22 protein-coding genes are annotated in these 21,740 nt (G+C 39.5%); 8 read left to right on the top strand and 14 right to left on the bottom strand.

Annotated elements, in window-relative coordinates:
• Positions 1-20 precede the first annotated feature (20 nt).
• On the bottom strand, positions 21-290 hold the full coding sequence (locus ACSR9O_RS15300) for a YbyB family protein (protein ID WP_260357810.1): 270 nt from the start codon (positions 288-290) through the stop codon (positions 21-23).
• A 64-nt stretch (positions 291-354) separates the two neighbouring features.
• Positions 355-1,434, bottom strand: coding sequence for a nitric oxide synthase oxygenase (locus ACSR9O_RS15305; RefSeq protein ID WP_491724644.1), 1,080 nt, complete (start codon positions 1,432-1,434; stop codon positions 355-357).
• A 262-nt stretch (positions 1,435-1,696) separates the two neighbouring features.
• Here ACSR9O_RS15305 and catR point away from each other — a divergent pair, with 262 nt between their 5' ends.
• Entirely contained in the window at positions 1,697-2,020 is a 324-nt protein-coding gene (gene catR / locus ACSR9O_RS15310; RefSeq protein ID WP_101225109.1) for a catDE operon transcriptional regulator CatR, read from the top strand.
• Positions 2,021-2,160: 140 nt separating this feature from the next.
• Positions 2,161-3,078, top strand: coding sequence for an NAD(P)/FAD-dependent oxidoreductase (locus tag ACSR9O_RS15315; RefSeq protein ID WP_101225324.1), 918 nt, complete (start codon positions 2,161-2,163; stop codon positions 3,076-3,078).
• 91 nt (positions 3,079-3,169) lie between these two features.
• Here ACSR9O_RS15315 and ACSR9O_RS15320 read toward each other — a convergent pair whose 3' ends face one another.
• Positions 3,170-3,316: a lmo0937 family membrane protein gene (locus tag ACSR9O_RS15320; protein WP_157831131.1), complete on the bottom strand. Its 147-nt coding sequence runs from the start codon at positions 3,314-3,316 to the stop codon at positions 3,170-3,172.
• Between the two features lie 238 nt (positions 3,317-3,554).
• Here ACSR9O_RS15320 and ACSR9O_RS15325 point away from each other — a divergent pair, with 238 nt between their 5' ends.
• Both ACSR9O_RS15325 and ACSR9O_RS15330 read left to right on the top strand, forming a co-directional pair.
• Positions 3,555-3,875 carry a DUF2680 domain-containing protein gene (locus tag ACSR9O_RS15325; protein WP_491724645.1) on the top strand — a complete coding sequence of 107 codons (321 nt, stop codon included), beginning with the start codon at positions 3,555-3,557 and terminating at the stop codon, positions 3,873-3,875.
• Between the two features lie 170 nt (positions 3,876-4,045).
• Positions 4,046-6,019, top strand: coding sequence for a S9 family peptidase (locus tag ACSR9O_RS15330; protein WP_491724646.1), 1,974 nt, complete (start codon positions 4,046-4,048; stop codon positions 6,017-6,019).
• A gap of 42 nt (positions 6,020-6,061) precedes the next feature.
• Here ACSR9O_RS15330 and ACSR9O_RS15335 read toward each other — a convergent pair whose 3' ends face one another.
• The 7 genes from ACSR9O_RS15335 to ACSR9O_RS15365 form a co-directional block, all read right to left on the bottom strand.
• Positions 6,062-6,493, bottom strand: a complete 432-nt coding sequence (locus ACSR9O_RS15335; protein WP_101225112.1) for a CBS domain-containing protein — start codon at positions 6,491-6,493, stop codon at positions 6,062-6,064.
• Between the two features lie 80 nt (positions 6,494-6,573).
• Positions 6,574-7,410: an MBL fold metallo-hydrolase gene (locus ACSR9O_RS15340; protein ID WP_491724647.1), complete on the bottom strand. Its 837-nt coding sequence runs from the start codon at positions 7,408-7,410 to the stop codon at positions 6,574-6,576.
• Between the two features lie 632 nt (positions 7,411-8,042).
• A complete protein-coding gene (locus ACSR9O_RS15345) occupies positions 8,043-9,023 on the bottom strand; it encodes an ABC transporter permease (RefSeq protein WP_402937343.1) in 981 nt (326 codons plus the stop codon).
• A complete protein-coding gene (locus tag ACSR9O_RS15350) occupies positions 9,016-9,930 on the bottom strand; it encodes an ABC transporter ATP-binding protein (RefSeq protein ID WP_491724648.1) in 915 nt (304 codons plus the stop codon). Before ACSR9O_RS15350 ends, ACSR9O_RS15345 begins: the two co-directional genes overlap by 8 nt.
• Entirely contained in the window at positions 9,927-10,718 is a 792-nt protein-coding gene (locus ACSR9O_RS15355; protein ID WP_491724649.1) for an SGNH/GDSL hydrolase family protein, read from the bottom strand. Before ACSR9O_RS15355 ends, ACSR9O_RS15350 begins: the two co-directional genes overlap by 4 nt.
• A gap of 390 nt (positions 10,719-11,108) precedes the next feature.
• Positions 11,109-12,305, bottom strand: a complete 1,197-nt coding sequence (locus tag ACSR9O_RS15360) for an MFS transporter (RefSeq protein ID WP_434167098.1) — start codon at positions 12,303-12,305, stop codon at positions 11,109-11,111.
• Positions 12,306-12,373: 68 nt separating this feature from the next.
• Positions 12,374-14,506, bottom strand: a complete 2,133-nt coding sequence (locus ACSR9O_RS15365) for a PAS domain S-box protein (RefSeq protein WP_491724650.1) — start codon at positions 14,504-14,506, stop codon at positions 12,374-12,376.
• 416 nt (positions 14,507-14,922) lie between these two features.
• On the opposite strand from ACSR9O_RS15365, the gene ACSR9O_RS15370 reads away from it, so the two are divergent.
• A complete protein-coding gene (locus ACSR9O_RS15370; protein ID WP_397315077.1) occupies positions 14,923-15,795 on the top strand; it encodes a YitT family protein in 873 nt (290 codons plus the stop codon).
• Positions 15,796-15,880: 85 nt separating this feature from the next.
• Here the strand turns inward: ACSR9O_RS15370 and ACSR9O_RS15375 are convergent, their stop codons facing one another.
• From ACSR9O_RS15375 to ACSR9O_RS15390, 4 genes are all read right to left on the bottom strand, one after another.
• Positions 15,881-16,075, bottom strand: coding sequence for a cold-shock protein (locus ACSR9O_RS15375; RefSeq protein ID WP_491724651.1), 195 nt, complete (start codon positions 16,073-16,075; stop codon positions 15,881-15,883).
• An 843-nt stretch (positions 16,076-16,918) separates the two neighbouring features.
• Positions 16,919-17,125, bottom strand: coding sequence for a cold-inducible protein YdjO-related protein (locus ACSR9O_RS15380; protein ID WP_061463486.1), 207 nt, complete (start codon positions 17,123-17,125; stop codon positions 16,919-16,921).
• Between the two features lie 126 nt (positions 17,126-17,251).
• Positions 17,252-19,378 (bottom strand): DNA helicase RecQ, encoded by a 2,127-nt coding sequence (gene recQ / locus ACSR9O_RS15385; RefSeq protein WP_491725473.1) that lies wholly within the window; start codon positions 19,376-19,378, stop codon positions 17,252-17,254.
• A 156-nt stretch (positions 19,379-19,534) separates the two neighbouring features.
• A complete protein-coding gene (locus ACSR9O_RS15390) occupies positions 19,535-20,368 on the bottom strand; it encodes a LysM peptidoglycan-binding and 3D domain-containing protein (protein ID WP_230175801.1) in 834 nt (277 codons plus the stop codon).
• Positions 20,369-20,625: 257 nt separating this feature from the next.
• On the opposite strand from ACSR9O_RS15390, the gene ACSR9O_RS15395 reads away from it, so the two are divergent.
• From ACSR9O_RS15395 to cotJC, 3 genes are read left to right on the top strand one after another with little or no spacing between them, the layout of a single operon-like run.
• Positions 20,626-20,859, top strand: coding sequence for a spore coat associated protein CotJA (locus ACSR9O_RS15395; RefSeq protein ID WP_063234475.1), 234 nt, complete (start codon positions 20,626-20,628; stop codon positions 20,857-20,859).
• Complete coding sequence (locus ACSR9O_RS15400; protein WP_063234474.1) at positions 20,860-21,126, top strand: spore coat protein CotJB; 267 nt, start codon at positions 20,860-20,862, stop codon at positions 21,124-21,126.
• 12 nt (positions 21,127-21,138) lie between these two features.
• The gene (gene cotJC, locus ACSR9O_RS15405) at positions 21,139-21,708 is read left to right on the top strand and encodes a spore coat protein CotJC (protein WP_101225121.1); all 570 of its coding nucleotides are present in this window, start codon (positions 21,139-21,141) and stop codon (positions 21,706-21,708) included.
• Positions 21,709-21,740 lie beyond the last annotated feature (32 nt).

Here is a 21,740-nt window from a genome sequence, read left to right on the forward strand (position 1 = left end):
TCCCCAAGCGTCTGATAACTTTATCCATGCTTAGCATTATTATAATAGTGAACACCATACATGGCGCCTTCATCCACCATTTTATTATCGTCATGATCATATGGATCAGGGTGACCTGCCTTTTCAATTACAGGATCTAGCTCTGAAGCCGTCCTATTCCAAAAGCCTAATGTTTTTGTTTTTGCATTGGACCATATGTCCTTCACTTTTCCTCTGTTCGTTTTATTCGATAAAAATGAGACTCCGGCAACTCCGACTCCTAGTAATACCACGTTTCTTCCTAATGCCATCATTACCTTCCCCCTTATTTATTGGCTTGCTATATATATACCCAACGCCAATAAATGTAAACCTTTATTTATATGGAGGAATTTGATAAAAGAAATTAGGTTTCATTATTTCATTATTATATGGCTGATGAAAAACGTGGGTTGTGGCTGGAGAAACAGGCGGAATTAACCAGGTCCAGTCCCCCGTAACTTTCCGGTTACAAGTGGTTTCTTTTTCTTCGAATTTCTTGAATTGTTTAGCTGCTGTATGGTGATCAACAATGCTGACTCCGTGTTTTTTATACGAATAAAGGACTGCTTCATTCAGTTCGATAAGGGCTCGATCTTTCCATAAACTTGAATCACGTTTAATATCCAAGCCCATCCTCTCCCCGATTACCGGTAGCATATTGTAGCGTTCTTCATCAGCAAGGTTCCTGGCACCGATTTCCGTTCCCATGTACCACCCATTAAATGGTGCAGCTGAATACGTAATACCGCCAATTTCCAGCCTCATTCCAGATATGATTGGAACTGCATACCATTTGATTTGAAGATCTTTGAACCATGTCAGTTCAGGGTGGGTGATTTGAACTTCTTTAACGAGGCTTTCAGGTATGACATGTAAACTAGGGGTTTTTCCGTCCAATTGGACTACAAGGGGTAAAATATCGAAACGTCCGAATTTCCCTTCCCATCCCATTGCCATACATTGCTTGGTGAATGCTATTGAACTTGAATCGCCGATTACGCCATGCTCCGTCTCATATCCTGCATATCTAATAAGCTGATGATTCCAAATATCCACTTTTCGATCATGATCTTTTTGTTTGAAAATTGTAATCACAGGTCTGATGCTCCCATTATTCGTTGCATATTCGATATGCTCAAAGAGTGCCGATACAATTTCTTCTTCGCTTTGAATCATCCTTTTATCAATCACCCTCAGCGACTCCCAAAAAAAGCGCCCTATGCAACGATTGCTATTACGCCAAGCTAATTTAGCACCATAAACCAATTCTTCATATGTATGTTCATATCTGCCTGTTTCATCTATTTCCTTTTTGATTTGTTCAATCCTGCCATCCATGTCCTCTTCCGTTTTCGATATTTCCGGATAACTTGTCCTGATAAAGGATACGGCCTCTTGCAGTAAATCACTCATCTTTCCCACGAACCCTTCCATTTGTAAAACTTTGACTTCAATATTAAAATAACATATTTTTCTCGGTATCCCTAAAGAACACATTTTTTAAAAGCGCATTTTTTTAAAATGTGGCAATTATGAGGCGAATTTCTTTTCATGATACTTAAAGTAAGCTCATAATTTTCTTATACTTTAACATCTCTAGTAACTAAATAATTATCGGTAAAGTTGTTACATATGAGGTAAATGCATTATAATATATTAATAATGAGGTGATAAGATGAATAATACGACACTTTGTCCACGATTTGAAAAAGGAATGCAAATCTTGAGTAAACGCTGGACTGGATTGATTGTCAATCAATTACTTAATGGCCCTCAACGGTTTTGTAATATTGAATCTGCATTCCCGATAAGCGGCAGGATTCTTTCCGAACGTTTAAAGGACTTGGAAATTGAAGGTATTGTTAAAAGGGATGTATATCCAGAGACACCGGTCAGGATTGAATATTCTTTAACTGAAAAAGGCAAGGCTCTTGCACCGGTAATGAACGAAATTCAAAATTGGGCACAAGAATGGCTCGAACCAATACAGGAACAATGATACAGGCATTAACTGAAAAGGAGGAAGGTCCGCCAGCTGGCGGACTTCCTCCTTTTTTGTTTAGGCGCCAGCGACTAGTGGTATATTTTTTACAGATAGAATAACACTAGGTTTATTCCAAAATTATGGGCGGTGAATTCATGAAACAAGCAGATTGCATTATTATTGGTGGAGGTATAGCCGGTATTCAGGCTGCTATACAGCTCGGAAGATATAAACATAATATTATCGTCATTGATTCTTCTCAAGGCCGCTCCTCCATTGCCAAGGCTTACCATAACATTCTTGGATGGCCGGATGGGGTAAGCGGTAAACAATTAAGAACGCTTGGCAGACAGCACGCTGAAAAATTCGGTGTCGAATTCTTGGATGATACAGTGACAGCTCTAGAAAAAAAACAGGACAAGTTTTTTATCCAAACAAAGAATGACAGGCAATATCAAGCAAAAATGATTTTTCTCGGTACTGGCATTACCGATAACATTCCTCCAATCAAAAACATCTATCCAACTCTTGGGACATCCACATATATATGCCCTGACTGTGATGGGTATGAGATCATGGATAAGCAAACCGTTGTTCTTGGAGGCGGAAATACTGGTGCGGGCATGGCCCTTACACTTTTATATTGGTCAAAGGATATCATTTACGTAAATCATTTGAAATCAAAAATTGATGATGATTATAAGGAAAAATTGAAGGAAAATCAGATTCCCGTAATCGAAGAAGAAGTTTGTGAGGTTCATGTCGACGACAAACAGCAGCTAACGGGCATAGAATTGGTCTCCGGTAAAATAATCGAGGCTGAAAAAGCATTCACGGCGTTTAAAGGGAACAAACTAAATAATGACCTAGCCCTACAATTAGGTGTGCAAGTCAATGAAAACAAACATGTCTTGATTCATCCCCGGACTAAAGAAACGAATATTAAAGGAGTCTGGGCAGGCGGTGACCTCGTTGCCCATTCAGAACAAGTCACCATTTCAATGGGGGATGGCACCCAAGCAGCGATATGGATTCATAAGAGGCTGTTAGGCCAGCCACTTCCTTACGATTGACAGCATAACGGAAAATTAAAAGGCGGCCTGTTCATCAGGCCGCCTTTCAAATTGTTGTTTTAAACTTTTCCACGTTAGCCTTTGATACATATTACACTCGATTCCTTCCCTTAAAAACTTTAACCAAAATGAGAATGACCGCGATGATAAGCAAGATATGTATAAAGCCTGCAGCCACTTTAAAAACCAGACCAAGAACCCATAATAATATTATTACACCAATAATCGTCCAGATCATAATCCCCCCCTTTCTTCGAAGTTACATCAAAATTTTGTGCTTACATTTAAATTACCCATATCTTTCTTTAACAAACCCTTACCTATTTTTTTACATAAAACTGTAAATGCTGTAAATGATAATAAAAGAATAAGGAATCTTCCATAAAGAAAAACATTTACAAGGAAGAGACTTTCAGGTTTTAAATGCTCTTCAATTCTTCATAAGGCAAAAAAACAAAAGAAGGAGTCGTTCATTCATGAAAAAGTTTTTAGTCATCTGTTTAACAGCCTGTTCCCTATTCTTAGTCAACCTGAATCACCCAGCTGCAGAGGAAAATAAAGCAAAAACGGAACGTGTACAATTCACTGATGCTCAAAAATCTGAAATCGCCAAGATCCAAAAGCAGATACTCGCTGACAAAAAGATATTGATCCAAAAATATGTTGAGTATGGCGCGCTATCAAAAGAAGAGGCCGATAAAATGGTTTCACATTTTGAACAACATTATAAACTGATGGAAGAACATAATTTCCAAATACCGCCGCACCGCCCACATACACGACACATGCATAAGTAATTGTAAGTTTTTCGCCTATATATCCTGATGATCCGACCTGACGAAAAGGCCGGATTTTTTTCATTTCTTTCGTCCTTGATAAATAAACCTTACGCGTTTACCATTTACTAAAGGATTTATATTTCTCTTTAGCGAAATACATAACTATGAGAAATGAAAGGGTGAAAAGGATGAACAAAATAGGTATAACAGCAAGAGACTTATTTCACTTGAAATCAGTGACCGATCCAAAGCTATCACCGGATGGCAGTATGGCGGTTTATGTCCAAACCAGAATCGATGAAAAAACGGAAAAATACATTTCCAATCTGTTTATGTTCAGCCTGATTACGAATGAAACAAAGCAATGGACGTTTGGGGATAATCGTGATACATCACCAGCCTGGTCCCCAGACGGAAAGCATATCGCCTTTATTTCAGACAGATCAGGGAAAAAACAAGTCCACATTATTAGGAGCATTGGTGGGGAAGCTCGCCAGTTGACCCATTTCGTTAACGGCGCATCAAAACCTATTTGGTCTCCTTGTTCCACCAAGTTACTGCTTTCTACCGGGTTAAAGGAAGACGAAAACCTTAATACGGATAAGGAAAATGATTTGACCAAAAAAGTTAATAGGTATGACCGGATTAAGTATAAATGGGATGGAAGAGGCTATTTTGATCAGTTATATCAGCAGCTGGTTATAGTGGACATTTTTAAGGGAGAATCCACACTGCTAACGGAAAACAATGTGGATCATCAACCGAATGCATGGTCCCCAGACGGACAGCATATTGCATTCATAAGCGGGGATGCAGAAAGAAGTGATGATGAACTTTTTTCCGATATTTTCATCATGGACCTTGAAACGAAATCTTTAGAGAAGATAACGGATAGTACAGGTTTCTTTAGAGATCCGAAATGGTCTCCAAATGGCGAGCATCTATCTTTCATTGGCCATAATAAAGAATTTGCCGGTGCCACCTTTTCAAATATCTGGTTATATTCCATTTTCGATCAAACGACTCAATGTTTGACCGATGGATGGGACGTCCAAATAGGCGATTCCGCAATTGGGGATTTCCAAATCGGAGCCGTCGACCCAGGTATATTGTGGACAAACGATAGCCAAGGTTTTTACTTTTTAATAAGTGATTATGGAAATACCGGGGTATATTATGGTTCGATTGAAGGAGCCATGTATCCATCAATCCTTGACCCGCAGCATATATACGGCCTGACTATAGATCCCGAAAGCCACCGTGCCGTCGTGGCCATCAGCACACCTGTTCATCCCGGCGATCTCTTTGCCTATAACCTTACCAATGGTGATAAGGAACAAATCAGTTTTGTTAATGAGGATTTTTTGAAGGATAAACATTTGTCCACGGCTGAACCAATAACATTCCAATCCGTTGATGGACTTACCATCCACGGCTGGATCATGAGACCGACCGATTTTGATGGAAATCAAAAATATCCGCTCATTTTAGAAATCCACGGCGGACCGCATATGATGTATGCCAATACCTATGTTCATGAATTCCAGACCTTGGCTAATGAAGGGTATACTGTATTGTTCACTAACCCGCGCGGGAGTATAGGATATGGCCAAGACTTCGTAAATGCCTGCCGGGGAGATTATGGAGGCATGGATTATAAAGACTTAATGGCTGGAGTTGATCACGTTTTAGCTACGTATGATTTTATAGACCATGAAAATTTAGGGGTATCCGGAGGAAGTTATGGAGGGTTCATGACAAATTGGATCATCGGACATACCAACCGCTTCAAGGCCGCTGTGACTCAGCGTTGCATAAGTAACTGGCTAAGTTTTTATGGCGTCAGTGACATTGGCTATTATTTTACAGAGTGGGAAGTTGGCGGCGATATCGTTAACTCTGCTGAAAAATTATGGCAGCACTCGCCATTAAAATATGTCTCCAATGTGAATACCCCTTTACTTTTACTTCACGGTGATAAGGACTTCCGCTGTCCCATTGAACAGAGCGAGCAATTTTTTGTCGCCTTAAAACGTCAAAATAAAGAAGCGGTACTTGTTTCTTTCCCAGATGAAACTCATGAAGTATCCCGAAGCGGATCTCCAAAAATGCGCTTGCAACATGTTGAGGAAATCAAAGGATGGTTCAATAAATATCTTTAAAAATAAAAACTCTGTTAGCAAAAGCTAACAGAGTTTTTGTTTTTAGTGTTGAATTTGGTCTCTGTCTTCGGAAATTGAACTTAAAGCATTTCCCGCCATTGAATTTGTTTGTTGGTGTACAGCGAGATCACCTAATGCCACGACTCCGACCAGCTTGTCATTCTCAATGATTGGGAGCCTTCTGATTTGTTCGGTAGCCATTAACTCCTCAGCTTCCTCCACTGACATATCAGGCGTGCCTGTTACAAGATTGGTGGTAATGACATCGGTAATTCTAGTCGAATTCGGCTTTTTCTCGGCAACACAGCGAATGACAATATCCCTGTCTGTTATAACACCAATTAAATGGTTATTCTCCAATACAGGAATGACACCAACATCATCATTCTTCATTTTGACTGCTGCTTCATATATATTATCTTCCGCAGTGCAACAGTCCACGTCTGTTGTCATGATATCTCTTAAATTAGTCACGGAAATCCCTCCATTTTTCATAAGTTGCTTGTTTATTTTTGACTTCTGAAGAGAAATTATTCATGGAACTCGTTCACGCTTCATTCCACATATTTCCCGTGATCCGGTTTAGCTAATGAATCGAATTCCTTTGCAAGCTTCGCTAAACCCATTTCAAGTTCTTTCCCTTCTACAGGATAACCATGTCCCGTTATGGCAACAGTCGGCTTCAGACTTTCCAATAACCTTACCGATTCCTTGGCAGCCTCCCAATCGGTTGTCAAATACCGCGGCGGGCCTGCTATTTCTTTCTCCTGAGTGATAACCTTGTATAGGGAATCTTGCCTGACATTCACAAAAGCATCTCCTGCAATCAAACTTCGGTCACTTTCACGGAAAAGTGATATATGTCCTTTCGAATGGCCAGGGGTGTGAACCCATTTCCAATCGTGAAGCCCGGGAACACTATGATCATCAGGCAATGGCTGAACTTTTTCATCAAGGTTGATTCCCTCATTCGGAAATACCCATGAAATTTTAGCGACCATTCCCCCTTCAACAGTAGGATCAGGTTCGGGGTAATTTTCCTGTCCCGTTAAATAAGGCATTTCTTTAATGTGGGCATAGACAGGAGCATTCCAATACTCCATTAACTCCATCAATGCACCAACATGATCGAAATGCCCATGTGTCAAAATAATCGCGGCAGGTGGATTTTGCGGTCCGTATATTTCTTCAGCAGTTTTCTTTATTACCTCTGCTGAACGCGGCATCCCTGCATCTATCAATACCCATTTATCATCTTTGGATGACCCTATAAAAATTACATTAACGATTTGGACGGACAGACAATATATTTCATCATTTATAATCTGTACATCTCCACTGGAAACTGAAGTCATTGGCATGAATTTTTTATTCAAATGATTATCATCCATTTATAATCCTCCTAATTTGAACATGTTTTTTAAAGGATACCCTGTACGAGAAAATAAAAAACAACCTATAATTTATATAGGCTGTTACAGACAATAAGAAAGATTCGAAAGCGAGTTTGCCTACAGTTCTTTAAAAAAATTACAGTTGATTCCAGCCGGACTTTTTTCGTCAGTTACGGCACCTTTTTTCGACCGATCATGCAGTTTTTCGGCATTTACCGCACTTTTTTTCAACCGTTCACTCAGTTATTCAACCTTCACCGCACTTTATTCGACCGTCCACGCAAGTTATTCAACCTTCACCGCACTTTATTCGACCGTCCACGCAAGTTATTCGACCTTCCCTGCACTTTATTCGACCGTCCACGCAAGTTATTCGACCTTCACCGCACTTTATTCGACCGTCCACGAATTTTTTCGACCTTCACTTCATTATTCGGACTCTGGAGCTGTTATTTTGCGATCCCCGCTTTAAATCCGCTCCCTTTCCGCCGACTGTGTTCCAAGCATTTATAGGGGTCTCGGCTAGCCAGTTAAACCGAGTCTTCTTTTATAATCATGTTCGGGGTGCGAAACTCCCGAACCATCTATGTCAACAAACTGAAACAGCCTATAATTTGTTAGGCTGTTTCTCAGTATACATCCCGCCGGGTAAATACTGTAAAAGATACGATTAAAGCAAGCGCCCACCAAACGAGCAGAGTAATGACGGAGGATAATAAAGTCATCCCTTCAATCGGTGGAGCCGTACCGCTGATGTAAGCGGTCAATTTCAAATTCACCATAAAAAAGTATTTCGCTGATTCCCATGATGAAACCATATTGTTCAATATAGCCCCGGAAATTAATGCAGCCAGCATGATGCCCATGCCTGCAGGGGTGCTTCTCACTAAAACCGAAAGCATGAAAGAAAGGGTTCCTACAACAACCGCCACCAGCCAGACAAGTCCCAAATCCATCAATAGGAATTTCCATTGTTCCACTAACCTTACTTGACTGACATCCACGTCAGCCCCATTCAATTCGAATCCGGTTATTACAGGAGCCCCCCATCCTTGATATCCGAAAACGATACCTGATAAAAGGTAAGATAATAAGGCTGTCATCGCGACGATAATCGAAACTGATAATAATAATGTTACATATTTGCTCAATAAGATTTTCCAGCGCTCCACTGGCCTGGTCAACAAAAGCTTGATTGTCCCTTGACTGCTTTCGGAGGAAACCATATCACTAGCCACAATCATGATCAACAGCGGAATGAACAAATCGATTGCATTTTCCAAAAACATGCGTGTAAAGGTGGCTGCGCCTGGTTCTGAGGGATTGATATCATGATCTAGATAATATTGCTGCTGCTTCAGACTAACTTGCAGCTGTTCACGCCACTCATCGAGCATCCTATTCGAGCCCAAACGATTTTGAGTATCAATGATTTGCTGCTGAAGAGCTGAACGCCAATCATCAGTTCCCAACTTCTTCCGCTGCTCTTCCACTTGTTTGTATTGGGCATATGTAAACATCAGCACTAAAATTCCCACGATGATACCGATTATGATTAACCGTTTCTTTGCCAACAACTTCATCATTTCATTTTGAATCAAGTTATTCAATGCCTGCACCTCCGACACCGGTAACTTGCAAAAACAATTCTTCCAATCCCGGGAGCTTTCGATTCATTTCATGCACCCTCACCCCTGCTTGGTTAAGTGCAGCATTCCATTCGGGTGTTCTGAGTTCATCATAGGCTGTAATGATATATTTTTGATCTATGGTAATTTCGGTGAAGTTGCTAAGAATTTCCGCTCCCTTTTGTATAGGTTCCACCCGCCAAAATATCCGCTCCTGCGTGGATAATAAGCTTTTCACCGTATCCGTTTTAATAATTTCCCCCCCTTTAATAATTGCAACCCGGTCACAAAGTTGCTGTATTTCACCTAATAAGTGTGAAGAAACCAGAACGCTCATACCTTCTTCTTCAGCCAACTTTCTGATGAATTGCCGCATTTCACGGATTCCGGCAGGGTCTAGACCGTTGGTCGGTTCATCCAAAATCAAGAGCTTAGGGCTGTTCAGCATTGCCTGCGCGATTCCTAAGCGCTGCCTCATACCTAACGAATAAGTCTTCACTTTATCGTGAATTCTCGCTTGCAGACCGACGAGTTCAACAACCTCGATCATTCTTGTTTCATCAACTTCAGGTAACATTCTTGCAAAGTGGAGCAAATTATCCCATCCGCTCAAAAAAGGATACAACTCTGGATTTTCAACGATGCAGCCCATTTGCTTCATAGCCTTCGTAAATTCCTGACGGACATCATATCCGCATATATGGATGGAACCTGAGGATGGCTTAATCAAACCGACCAACATGCGGATCGTCGTCGTCTTGCCTGCTCCGTTCGGTCCTAAAAAGCCGAAAACCTCACCTTCATTCAGCTCAAAATCTATTCCTTTAATAATTTCCCTTTTGCCAATCCTTTTTCTCAAGTCCCTGACAGACAATGTCACCTGTTTCATCGTTTCACATCCTCCCATTTTATTAAAGGAGCAACTCTATCAGCAATTAAACGGTACCCCTTCTTATTAGGGTGAAATTTATCCGAATACAAATAATCATTTACCGACAATTGAAATAAATCAAATGTTGGAACGAAAATTGCATTTTTATAAAGAGCCACAACTTCTGCCGTTTCATTATTCCAGTCACGAACAATGCGGTTCGTATCAAAGTCTTCATCCAAATCTATAAACGGATTATATAGCCCAAGCAATAAAATGGTAGCTGTATCATTGACTTTATTGATATCTTTAAAAATTTCATCTAAATTTCCCAAGAAATTCTTTTGTGATAAAGATATAGCTTCACGATCATATTCAAGCAGGGTCTGGCCTTTTTGAAATAAATCGTTACCCCCGATTGTAACTAAAATAACATCAGCTGCCTGGATTTGGCGCTTCACTTCCGGTTGTTTCACTTGCTGCACCAATTCTTTAGACACTTGTCCATTAATTCCGAGGTTATGAATGATTGGTTTTCTATTGTACTCGCTCTTCAAATCTTCAACAACAAGTCCAACGTAGCCTTTCCCTGTTTCATCACCTGTGCCGCGTGTCAATGAATCGCCTAATGCCACTACCGTAAAATCATCAGGAAGATCATTTTTAATGGGGGTTTCTTCCATTACTTCTTTATCGGAAGTTCCTTTTCCGTAATGGTCAGTAATCGCCCATCCAAGGCAAAATAAAAAAAACAGGCCGATAAGAGCTGATACGATGGTAGCAGCCAACACTTTTGGTTTGCTCAAAACACTCATCCTTCCATTCATTCTCTACCTTCCATTAAATCATATTATTTCCAAAAACAAAAAACTGATTGTTCTGGTTAAAAATTCCAATTAATAAAAGCCTTTCCTTTTTAAAATTACCAGTAAAAAAAGGCTGAAAGGGGTTACAAAAGGGATTCTATCTAAATTTTATAAGAAAGTTGATTGGAGCGAGTGCCCTAGGTTCCTATCAACGGTTAAAAATCCTTAAAAAACTTTTAATCAAGTTTGTATACAGTCTGAGGGATTGGATGAATCCCATTCGCGTTTTCTGCTTGATCATTTAGCAGGCATTCTCTCAAACTTGTTGAGAGACAAGTAAAAAAGACCTCTTCACCATGAAAGGTAAGAGGTCCCTCGATATATTTTCCATCATTTTTCTATTTTACCTATGGGTTTTCCCAATACTTTTAATTTTATATCTAACCTCATGAGCCATATTGTAAGCAGCATCCCGATCAGCGTGAGTAAACCATAAAATAAATAGACAGCATATATTCCGGATTTCTCCAATATTATCCCGCCGCTGAAGGTACTGAACCAGTTACCCAATCCATTGCCAATGGCGGAATAAAGCGTTATTGCAGTTACTGTTATTCGTGCAGGGACAACTTCCCTGATATATTGTAAAGCTGCAGGAATGAATAAGCCAAGTGAAAACCCTTGAATGATCGAAGTCACATATACGGTAGCCAAGCTTGGTTCGGTGAAGTACAAAACCCAGCGGACCAATGAGGCCGTTCCAGCCAATAAGGTAATTGGCAGCAGGCCTATTTTATGAATCCAGGTACCTGCGATTCTCATAAAGGGGATTTCCGATAATACAGCTAAAAGGAAAGCAATGCCAATTCCTGTATATGTACCTCCCCTTGCCTCTACAAACAAACCATAGTATACATTATTTGCGAGATTAGGACCAAATAGCAGGAACGTTATGGCAAGAAAGATAAGAAACCGTTTCATGGTGATCAATTCTTTCATTCCACCGAAAAGCTTCACCTTTTCACCAGGTGGCTCTTCAGGCAAACGAAGAGCTAGACTAGCCGCAATCAAAAGACCGAAGAAAAAGGCATAAAATATCACTGAAGGACCCATGAAGGATTCAGATAGCCTTCCCATTACAAAAACGGCCACACCGTAACCAAGTGAACCGAATAAACGGATTTTCCCATAATTCGATTTGATTTTTGTTGTATATTGAAGGGTGATGCTATCTGAAACCGGTATTATCGCACTTTGAAAGATAGCCAAAGCGATTGCGACGGATACGATAAGTAAATAGTGCTCGAACAGTAGGTAGCCTAAACCGAATACACCAGCAAGCAACGATGTAATTGCCAGTATTTTTGCTGGTCTCCCGCTCCAATCACAGACAATTCCCCAAAAAGGTTGAAAAACGATCATCACTATCGGTCCAACAGACATGATCGTACCTATTTCAATACCGGACAAACCAGCCTCATTGGCCAAATAAACGCTTAATAGCGGTGTTAAACTTCCCACTGCAAAAAAAGAAAATAAGTAAAATACCTTCAAGCTAATAATATTGACATGCTTTTGTTTATCCAAATCCAGTTCCCCCACGCAGACAGCTTCTTAAAGTTGTTGATTTCAATCATTGCTTCCTATTATGGATATTAAATAGGGAGCACGATATTAAAGACTGTACCTTTATTGACCTCACTCTCGACAAAGACATTTCCCAAATGGCTTTCTATGATTTTAAAGCTGATCATGAGACCTAACCCATTACCAGTTTTTTTCGTTGTGAAGAATGGTTCTCCCAGTCTCTTAAGCTGCTCTGGCGGCATCCCAATTCCTGTGTCGGTAATGGATATATGCACTTTATCCTCTTTAAGTTCAGTCATGACTTTTATGAACCCACCGTCAGGCATAGCCTCCATACCATTTTTAATGAAGTTCAAAATGACTTGTTTTAATCGATTCTCATCACAACGAACGAGGATCTCTTCTTCATTGAAATCCGAAATTAGCGTGATGTTCTTCTTCCTGGCTTCAAAATCCGTCAAAGATACGACGTTTTGAATGATCGGCACAAGATTCTTCGATTCCAATATCAAGGCCTGTGGTTTGGCCAATTGCAAGAACTCTTCAACTATCTCATTCACACGATTGATTTCGTCCATGATTATTTCCAGATATTCCAGTTTATTTTCGTCCGTTTCATCTAATTGCAAAAATTCCGTATACCCTTTCATGGAGGTCAGCGGATTTCGTATTTCATGTGCCACTCCAGCAGCAAGCTGACCGACAGCGGCTAATTTATCCTGCCGATGGAGCATCTCTTCCGATTGTTTACGCTCAGTTATATCATATCTAAGTGCCAGAAACTGAAATGGCTTTCCTTCTTCGCTGAAAAATGGAACAATTGTTGTATCGACCCAATAAAAACTGCCGTCTTTCGCCTTGTTTCTAATTTCACCATGCCAAACTTTCCGTTCATGGACGGTTTTCCACATATGTTCAAAGAATTCCTTTGAATGGTATCCAGAATTAACTATCTTATGTGTATGGCCTAGCAGTTCATCTCTCCCATAACCGGAAACCTCGGAGAACTTATCATTCACTTCGATAATGACTCCTTTAACATCGGTAATCGCCACAATCAAGGATTGGTTGATTGCATATTGCATATCCTCCAGTTCCTTGATTGACCCCTTTAGTGCATTTTCTGTTTTTTTACGACTGGAAATATCTGAACGGATCGAAATATATTGATATGGCTCACCTTTTTTCATAAAGGGAACGATAGTTGTATCCACCCAATAAACATTACCGTCTTTAGCCCGGTTGCATATTTCACCATGCCATGTTTTCCCTTGGCTGATCGTTAGCCATAGGTCAGCGAAAAATTCTTTTGTATGATAACCAGAATTGATGATGGAATGATTTTTCCCTACTAGTTCATGTTTTTCATATTGTGATATTTCCAGGAATTTTTCGTTAACATATGTAATGATTCCTTTTGCATCCGTGATGGCGACTATCGCCGATTGATCTAAGGCAGAACGGATATCGCTCACAGTATTGTCGCTTTTTGCCAACCGCCGGCCAACTATCGTACTTGAAGCGATCAAGCTGGCAAGGATGAATAATGAAACGAAGCATGTAAGATAAAGCATAAATGGGGTGAGTGGAACAAATTCACCCGTTTCATTTTTCGTGTTCATCGGTAACACTCTTAAAAAAAGGTAATAGCCTTCAATGATTGCCCCGCTCATCAAGAGAGTACTGATTGGCTTTAGCGAGGATTGACTTAATTTATTAAAATAAAATAATATTGCAAGTGCTGCTACAAATAAACTAAAGATACTTAAAAGCGTACTGAAGACCGACAATGGACTAAAGTGCAAAGAATGGTTTAAAGAAGATGTTCCCATTATATAATTGGATAAAATGGCCATCGTAAACATGAAGCCGCAAAAAACGATTTGCAACACTTGTGTCTTATACGATATGGCCAATAACCCAACTCCTGCGAGAGCTATCGCCAATGCTAACGAAAAAATTATTGTAGCAATGTTGTATGCTGCCATTCCTGAATTATCAAGGGTGAATATGACCACAAAATTAAGCGTCCAAATAGCCACTCCCATAGAGCAGCTGCTCCCAATATACACCAGGCGTTTATATTTCTCTATCGTCAGTAATGTTGTCAGTAAATCCAACGCCGTATAGCACGCCATTATTATCAAAAGTACTGCAATCATAAAGAGGACAGGATTTGATGCCACAATTGATTGTTCCATTTTTTTACTTGACCACCTCAAACGTTCTATTCTCCTATATTGTAATGGAAATCCATAGTACCTCAAAGGTTTTTTATTTCCTTACTCCTATATATTTACACACTGACTATTTCGGCGCTCCTTATATTTCAAGAAAATGCTGGATTCCATCATAAAATCATAAAAATTAGAAATACTATTGTTTTGTAAGGAGTAGAATAGGATTACATGGTATTGACAAGCATTTTCAACCCTGTTTCATCATTGCAGGACATTATCAATAACAAAAATAATTATTCGAGAATATATTAATCAAGAATGTTAATTTCTTTATTTAATTATACCTATAGGTTTATAATTAAATAGAACCTATATAGAGAGAAGGAGTGGGGGGCATGATTATGTCAGACCTGGCAGGTGCAAGTACAACAGAAATTATGCATAAGAAGACCCAGCATAAAAAATTAACACTGAGACAAGTTTTACAAAGAGGTCTACTAATTACAATTGGTGCAGTTTTGATGGCTGTCGGCCTCGAGATTTTTTTAGTGCCGAATAACGTAATCGACGGGGGCATAACGGGAATATCGATTATGTTATCTTACATTACTGGATGGAAGCTCGGAATCTTTCTATTCATTTTGAATCTTCCTTTCTTTTTTATCGGTTATAAACAAATCGGCAAAACCTTCGCATTATCTACCCTTTATGGAATTTTAGTCCTTTCCATTACCACTACATTGCTTCATCATGTACCAGCTTTCACTCAAGATATCCTCCTAGCGTCCGCTTTCGGCGGAATGATTCTTGGCATTGGTGTTGGAATGGTCATTCGATATGGCGGCTCATTGGATGGTACAGAAATACTTGCCATACTCGCTAGCAAGAAGCTCCCTTTTTCCGTTGGGGAGATCGTCATGTTTTTTAATTTATTCATCCTTGGCAGTGCGGGCTTCGTATTCTCGTGGGATCGTGCCATGTATTCGATCATTGCTTACTTCGTGGCATATAAAACGATGGATATCGTCATCGCAGGTTTGGACGAATCCAAATTTGTTTGGATTATCAGTGATGAATTTAATGATATCGGTGATGCCATAATGAATCGCCTTGGACGGGGCGTAACCTTTTTAGCTGGTGAAGGTGCATATTCTGGTGATGATAAAAAAGTCATCTTTTGTGTAATAAACAGGCTTGAGGAAGCTAAACTTAAAGAGATAGTCAAAAGTTTCGATCCATCTGCATTTCTTGCCGTTGGGGATATCGCGGAAGTTCGAGGCGGTCGATTCAAGAAAAAAGATATCCACTAATCATTCACCTGCTTTTTGCTTGATCCAATTGGCAAAAAGATAAAAAAAGCTGAAGGGAGAATCCCCTTCAGCTTTTTTTATGACCTTAATAGTTTCTTGGATTGTTGATTGCTTGAAGCATTCTGGTGCCGGGTTTCATCTCGCTGCTACATAACGGACAAGCGTGTTCATCATTACTTGTAAAGTTATCGCGAATCCAACCTTTGCAATCTTCTGATGTACATTCCCACACCTTTGTTTCTTCAGGAATGATTTCTTCCGTATTATTTCTTCTATACATATATCTCACTCCTTAGAATTGAATTGACTCCGTCCTGCATAACAGATCACAAGCCATAAAGATAAAAGAAGAATAGATGGCGTTTAATCTAAATTGTGAGTAAATACCCATTCGCAAATCTAAGTATGATCATTGTTCTTTCAACCAAACTTTTTGAATGGTAAGAACTTGAGATTACGACATGAATTTTTCATATCTCATATCCATTATAACATATATATGCTTTATATATTTGAGGAAAGATTCTAAAAAAGAAAGTAGTCCCCAAAATGAAACACAGTCCCTGACTTACCCTTCAAGATAATCGAGACTGCGCTGTTTAAGAATCCATTTCATATGGTTCTTCCTGCTCGTTCGATGGAACATCGAGCATGAGAGTAATTTTTAATGCCAAAACCTAAAACAATGAAAGCCCTGCCTCTCTCCCATCCATACGGTTCCTAGACCGTGCCTGCGAGAATCAGATAAAAGCTTGTAAGTACATGTTTATTAATTAAAACCGTCCGTAATTCCAATTGGGTAGATTAAATTCCAAAAGACAAATGGTACATAGAAGTAAGTTAATGAAGAACAGAAATGGATCGAGGAAAATACTTGGTGATTACATGTATTTCTTTTTTCTAGATATGTTTAACTTGATTCTACTTCATCATGAAAATGATGAAAAATTATTTTATTAATAAAAATGTTACTTTAAATTACCCTCCAGTGCTTTCTTTTCATAACACTGAAATTTAATGATACCACACATTTTTTTATATGTAAAGCATTAATCCAGAATAAAACCACTCCGCCCTACTTCATTTTTAAAATAAAAAATAAAGAGGCTAAGATTCACCTCTTTTATTTAAACGCATTATATTCATTTTCAATTTTAGGAAGTTCCCTGACTTCCTCAACTAATTGACTTCCACACATTGGGCAATCATAGTTTTCCGAGGCAAAATCTTTTCTCATCCAACCATTACAATCTGCTGATCCGCACGCATATACTATCGTATCTTCCATAACGATTTCTGGTTCCTCTGAATTCTTTTTACCAAAATACATGAGCAACCTCCTCTTTTTTATATAAAGAATCTGATTAAAGGCGCGAAATTTCACCTTTTTATCATTCCTAGTATACGCATTAAACCATATTCTTATTTATTCAATGAAAAAATTATCCAAAAAACCTTAACACCTTTCGTTTTCCAGTCCTGCTTTAACCAAGATCGCCTTAATCATAAAGTAGGAAATATGCTCAGGCAGGGCTTCTTTTAATGGTTTCAATTTGTCAGAATCCAATTGTTTCGCAGTTTCCAAAACAAGATCAAAATCTTTCTCCAAGAAAATCTCATCCCAATTGATATCCAAGTGTTCTTCTGCACACTTTAATAAATGATTTTCAATTGAAATGGCAGACAATCCTCTCAATGTCCCTATTTCCTTGATTGATTTACCTTCCTGATATAAGCGATAGCTTTCTAAGTGAGATGGTTTAGTTGCTCTCTTTACCGTTTCCTTTGTAACCATAGTATTCGTTTCTAATTCAGGATGTGCCTGTACATACTCGGAAATCACTTGTAAAAACGCAGCTCCGAAGCGTTCGAATTTCTGCACCCCCACCCCTTTCACTTCCAGGAATTCCTCTTCCGTCCTCGGCAGTTTGACGGCCATATCTTTCAGGGATGCATCGGAAAAAATAATGAATGGAGGTACATTTTCCGTACTTGCCAATTCTTTTCTTAACTGCCTCAACTCTTCAAACAGCCCATGATCAGCACTGATGCTGCTTACTTTTTTTATTTCCTTACGCAGTACTTTTTTCTGTCCCAAAAGCACTTCCCTGCCAGCATTGGTAACTTTAAGAACCGGAAACTGTCCGCCCGTCATTTCGATATACTGTTTTGCTGTCAGGAAATCAATGAAATCACCTACATCCTTCGCTGATTGATCATTGATGATTCCATAGGTTGAGAGCTTCTGGAATCCGAACTCTTCAATTTTCTTATTGCGTGATCCCGTAAGAACTTGGGAAATCATCGTTTTACCGAATCGCTCACCCATTCTCAACATGCATGAAAGGACCATCTGTGCCTGTATAGTTACTTCAACAGAGTCACGTTTATCTGTACAATTTTCGCAATGACCGCAATCTTCAGGGTTTTCTTCTCCAAAGTATCGCAGAATGAAGGCTTGCAAACACCCTTCGGTAAAACAATAATCCTTCATTCTGTTCAATTTCTTCAATTCCTGGGCTTGCCACTCCTGCGAGGGATTTGATTGATCAATCAAGAAACGCTGTATCTGCATATCTTGAGGGGAATATAAAAGGATACATTCACTATCCAAACCATCCCTCCCTGCACGGCCCGCTTCCTGGTAATAACTCTCCATGTTCTTTGGAGTCTGGTAATGGATGACGTATCTAACATTCGATTTATCGATACCCATACCAAAGGCAGATGTCGCTACCATCAAGGGTATGTCATCACGAATGAATTGATCTTGCTGTTCCGAACGGTCTTTTTCATTCATTCCAGCATGGTATCGACCTGTTTTGAATCCCGCTTTTATAAGCTTCGCATACAAGGAATCGACTTCTTTCCTAGTGGCTGCATAGATGATACCCGATTCATTTTTGTTTTTCTCTAAATAGCGCATTAAAAACCGGCCGCGATTTTCTTCTTTCACTACGGAAAAGAACAGGTTATCTCTGGAAAATCCCGTTGATATTGTATGCTGCTCTGTTATTCCGAGCGACTGACATATATCTTCCGTCACATGCGGTGTGGCTGTTGCGGTTAATGCCAGTACTGTCGGAGCTGATGGCATGTTTTTCAATAAGGTTTTGATTTTTAAATAGCTTGGTCTGAAGTCATGACCCCATTGAGATATACAGTGGGCCTCATCGATGGCTACCAATGAAATATCCACATTAAATAAATCCTGTTGAAATGCAGGATTTTCCAATCGTTCCGGCGCCAAATAAACCAACTTATATCTTCCGTGTTTAATATCGTTCATTCTATTGGATGATTCCAACCCAGAAATGGAGCTATTAAGAAACGTGGCATCAATCCCAGTTTGTTCGAGGGCATCTACTTGATCCTTCATCAAGGAAATTAGTGGGGATATAACGAGTGTTACACCTGGTAACAGAAGGGCTGGAATTTGGTAACATATTGATTTACCTCCGCCGGTAGGCATGATTCCCGCCGTGTTTATTCCTCCCAATACCTGTTCGATAATCTGTTCCTGACCTTTTCGGAATGACTCATAACCAAAGTATTCTTGTAAATATTCACGTGCTTTTTCCATCAATTCACTATTCCTCCTATTTACCTTCTAAGGATTTATAAGGATCTACTTCTTCCATTGTACCTGCTTTTCCCGACAACCTAAAGGACAAAAAAAGCAGACACATTATGCCTGTGTCTGCTTTTTAAATATATAAACATGTTTTGCATGGTTAAATTAATTCAGGATTTGCACTTTAACGTTTTTAACGCCCCAATTCACGGCATCCTGTTGGTTTGGAACAAATATGTCCACTCTATTCCCTTTGATGGCACTGCCTGTATCGGCTGCCGTTGCGTAGCCATAACCTTCAACATAAACCTTTGATCCTAGTGGAATGACTGAAGGGTCCACGGCAATTACCTTTGCATCAGGATTAGCTTTCAAGTCCACTCCTGTGGCTGTTGTTCCGCTGCAGCCTTGACAATCAGCCGTATAGGCTGTTGCACTAACAGTAATCTCTTTTCCAGCTTCTGCTTGATCTTGGGATTCATTGTTTGTGTCTGCTGGTTCCGATTGTTCAACTGGTTCAGATTGTTCAACCGGCTTCGTTTGTTCTGCTGGCTTGGATTGTTCTGCTGGTGCAGCTTGCTCTGCTTGTGGAGCTTGCTCTGATTTCTGTGCAGGCTCTACACTTGCAGCTTCGACTTTGTTAGCTGCTGGTTTAATGACCAGCTCTTGATCAGGATGGATTGTATCTGAATTTAAACCGTTCCAAGATTTAATATCATTTACCGCTACATCATATTTGTGTGCAATTCCCGATAATGTGTCCCCTGACTTTACTTTATAATGCTTTTCTTGAGAAATATGTATGGTTTCTCCGGCATAAATAGCGTCAGAAGACAAATTGTTCCAAGACTTAATATCTTCTATTGATACTTTATATGTTTGAGATATCCCCCATAATGTGTCTCCATCTTTCACTTTGACATCCTCTGCTTGTACCGGAATTGTAAATGCACCGGATATTGCAGCGGCTGCCGCTAACGATAAGATTGATTTTTTCATATGTTGTTACCTCCTTGTGAGCTGCTTTATAAGCTACGAGTTAAATCTTAACATAGTTTTTTTCTATACAAAGAACAAACAGATAAAGAATAGATGACAAACATCACAGTAAGATAACGGGACCATAACAAGATTTTATAATATTCTGAAAAAACATCATTTTCCAGATAATTTCCTTTCCAGACCAGGGAAGTCATATTATGCATTACCCAGGCATAAAAATTTAAAGGCTATATCTTTACAAAGGAGGTATTTTTTTGACTCGCGAAAAGACTTTTACCTTAGTTAAGTCATATAAACCTTTCCATAGTAAATTCGATCCGTGCCCGCCTATTGGGAGAAAGTACTACAGGACACCTCCTAATTTGTATATTAATTTCCAACCGCCGAATTTGGAACAGTTCACACCGGAGGAAGCTTTGAAATACGGTACACTTTGGAAATTCTTTTATGATTTTTATGATAATCCATATCGTGAAAGGGAGACATAAATGAATAAGAAACTGGATGATGAATATTATCAGTTGCTTGAACAAATACAGGCTGCCGATTTCGTACTTGTCGAGTTGACTCTTTATTTGGATACACATCCTAACGATCAGCAAGCATTACAGCAATTCAATCAATTTCATGAATACTCCAAACAATTGAAATCAGTTTTTGAGCCTAAATATGGTCCATTATTGGGTTTTGGAAACAGTCCAGGCGGTGAAAATAAATGGGAATGGGGCCAAGGCCCTTGGCCATGGCAGGTATAAGGAGAGATATCTATGTGGGTTTATGAAAAGAAGCTGCAATATCCAGTTAAAGTAAGAGACTGTAATCCTCAATTGGCAAAATATTTAATAGAACAATACGGGGGTGCTGATGGCGAGTTGGCTGCAGCACTCCGATACTTAAATCAACGATATACAATTCCTGATAAAGTGATTGGCCTGCTTACGGATATCGGAACGGAAGAATTTGCCCATCTCGAAATGATCGCCACGATGATTTATAAGCTTACAAAAGACGCCACCCCTCAGCAGATGGCTGCAGCTGGCCTAGGTGACCATTATGCCAATCATGATAGTGCCCTTTTTTATCATGACGCAGCAGGAAATCCATTTACTGCCACTTATATCCAAGCCAAAGGCGACCCCATTGCAGATTTATATGAAGACATCGCCGCTGAAGAGAAGGCAAGAGCAACCTATCAGTGGTTGATCGATATCTCGGATGATCCTGATATCAATGATTCACTCAGGTTTTTGCGTGAGAGGGAAATTATCCATTCGATGAGGTTCAGAGAAGCTGTGGAGATTTTAAAAGAAGAAAAAGGTAAAAAGAAGTTTTTTTAATGAAATTCACATAAAAAAAGCAGCGGAGAAAA

The organism is Peribacillus sp. B65 (genome assembly GCF_058513295.1).

What these genes read in the sequence shown, in the direction of transcription:
- ACSR9O_RS15365 (WP_491724650.1), bottom strand. Translation starts at nt 14,506, where the DNA reads ATGGAACAATCAATTGTGGCATCAAATCCTGTCCTCTTTATGATTGCA.
- ACSR9O_RS15325 (WP_491724645.1), top strand. Translation starts at nt 3,555, where the DNA reads ATGAAAAAGTTTTTAGTCATCTGTTTAACAGCCTGTTCCCTATTCTTA.
- ACSR9O_RS15370 (WP_397315077.1), top strand. Translation starts at nt 14,923, where the DNA reads ATGCATAAGAAGACCCAGCATAAAAAATTAACACTGAGACAAGTTTTA.
- ACSR9O_RS15330 (WP_491724646.1), top strand. Translation starts at nt 4,046, where the DNA reads ATGAACAAAATAGGTATAACAGCAAGAGACTTATTTCACTTGAAATCA.
- ACSR9O_RS15400 (WP_063234474.1), top strand. Translation starts at nt 20,860, where the DNA reads ATGAATAAGAAACTGGATGATGAATATTATCAGTTGCTTGAACAAATA.
- ACSR9O_RS15375 (WP_491724651.1), bottom strand. Translation starts at nt 16,075, where the DNA reads ATGTATAGAAGAAATAATACGGAAGAAATCATTCCTGAAGAAACAAAG.
- catR (WP_101225109.1), top strand. Translation starts at nt 1,697, where the DNA reads ATGAATAATACGACACTTTGTCCACGATTTGAAAAAGGAATGCAAATC.
- cotJC (WP_101225121.1), top strand. Translation starts at nt 21,139, where the DNA reads ATGTGGGTTTATGAAAAGAAGCTGCAATATCCAGTTAAAGTAAGAGAC.
- ACSR9O_RS15305 (WP_491724644.1), bottom strand. Translation starts at nt 1,434, where the DNA reads ATGAGTGATTTACTGCAAGAGGCCGTATCCTTTATCAGGACAAGTTAT.
- ACSR9O_RS15350 (WP_491724648.1), bottom strand. Translation starts at nt 9,930, where the DNA reads ATGAAACAGGTGACATTGTCTGTCAGGGACTTGAGAAAAAGGATTGGC.
- ACSR9O_RS15390 (WP_230175801.1), bottom strand. Translation starts at nt 20,368, where the DNA reads ATGAAAAAATCAATCTTATCGTTAGCGGCAGCCGCTGCAATATCCGGT.
- ACSR9O_RS15340 (WP_491724647.1), bottom strand. Translation starts at nt 7,410, where the DNA reads ATGGATGATAATCATTTGAATAAAAAATTCATGCCAATGACTTCAGTT.
- ACSR9O_RS15320 (WP_157831131.1), bottom strand. Translation starts at nt 3,316, where the DNA reads ATGATCTGGACGATTATTGGTGTAATAATATTATTATGGGTTCTTGGT.
- ACSR9O_RS15300 (WP_260357810.1), bottom strand. Translation starts at nt 290, where the DNA reads ATGGCATTAGGAAGAAACGTGGTATTACTAGGAGTCGGAGTTGCCGGA.
- ACSR9O_RS15380 (WP_061463486.1), bottom strand. Translation starts at nt 17,125, where the DNA reads ATGTATTTTGGTAAAAAGAATTCAGAGGAACCAGAAATCGTTATGGAA.
- ACSR9O_RS15315 (WP_101225324.1), top strand. Translation starts at nt 2,161, where the DNA reads ATGAAACAAGCAGATTGCATTATTATTGGTGGAGGTATAGCCGGTATT.
- recQ (WP_491725473.1), bottom strand. Translation starts at nt 19,378, where the DNA reads ATGGAAAAAGCACGTGAATATTTACAAGAATACTTTGGTTATGAGTCA.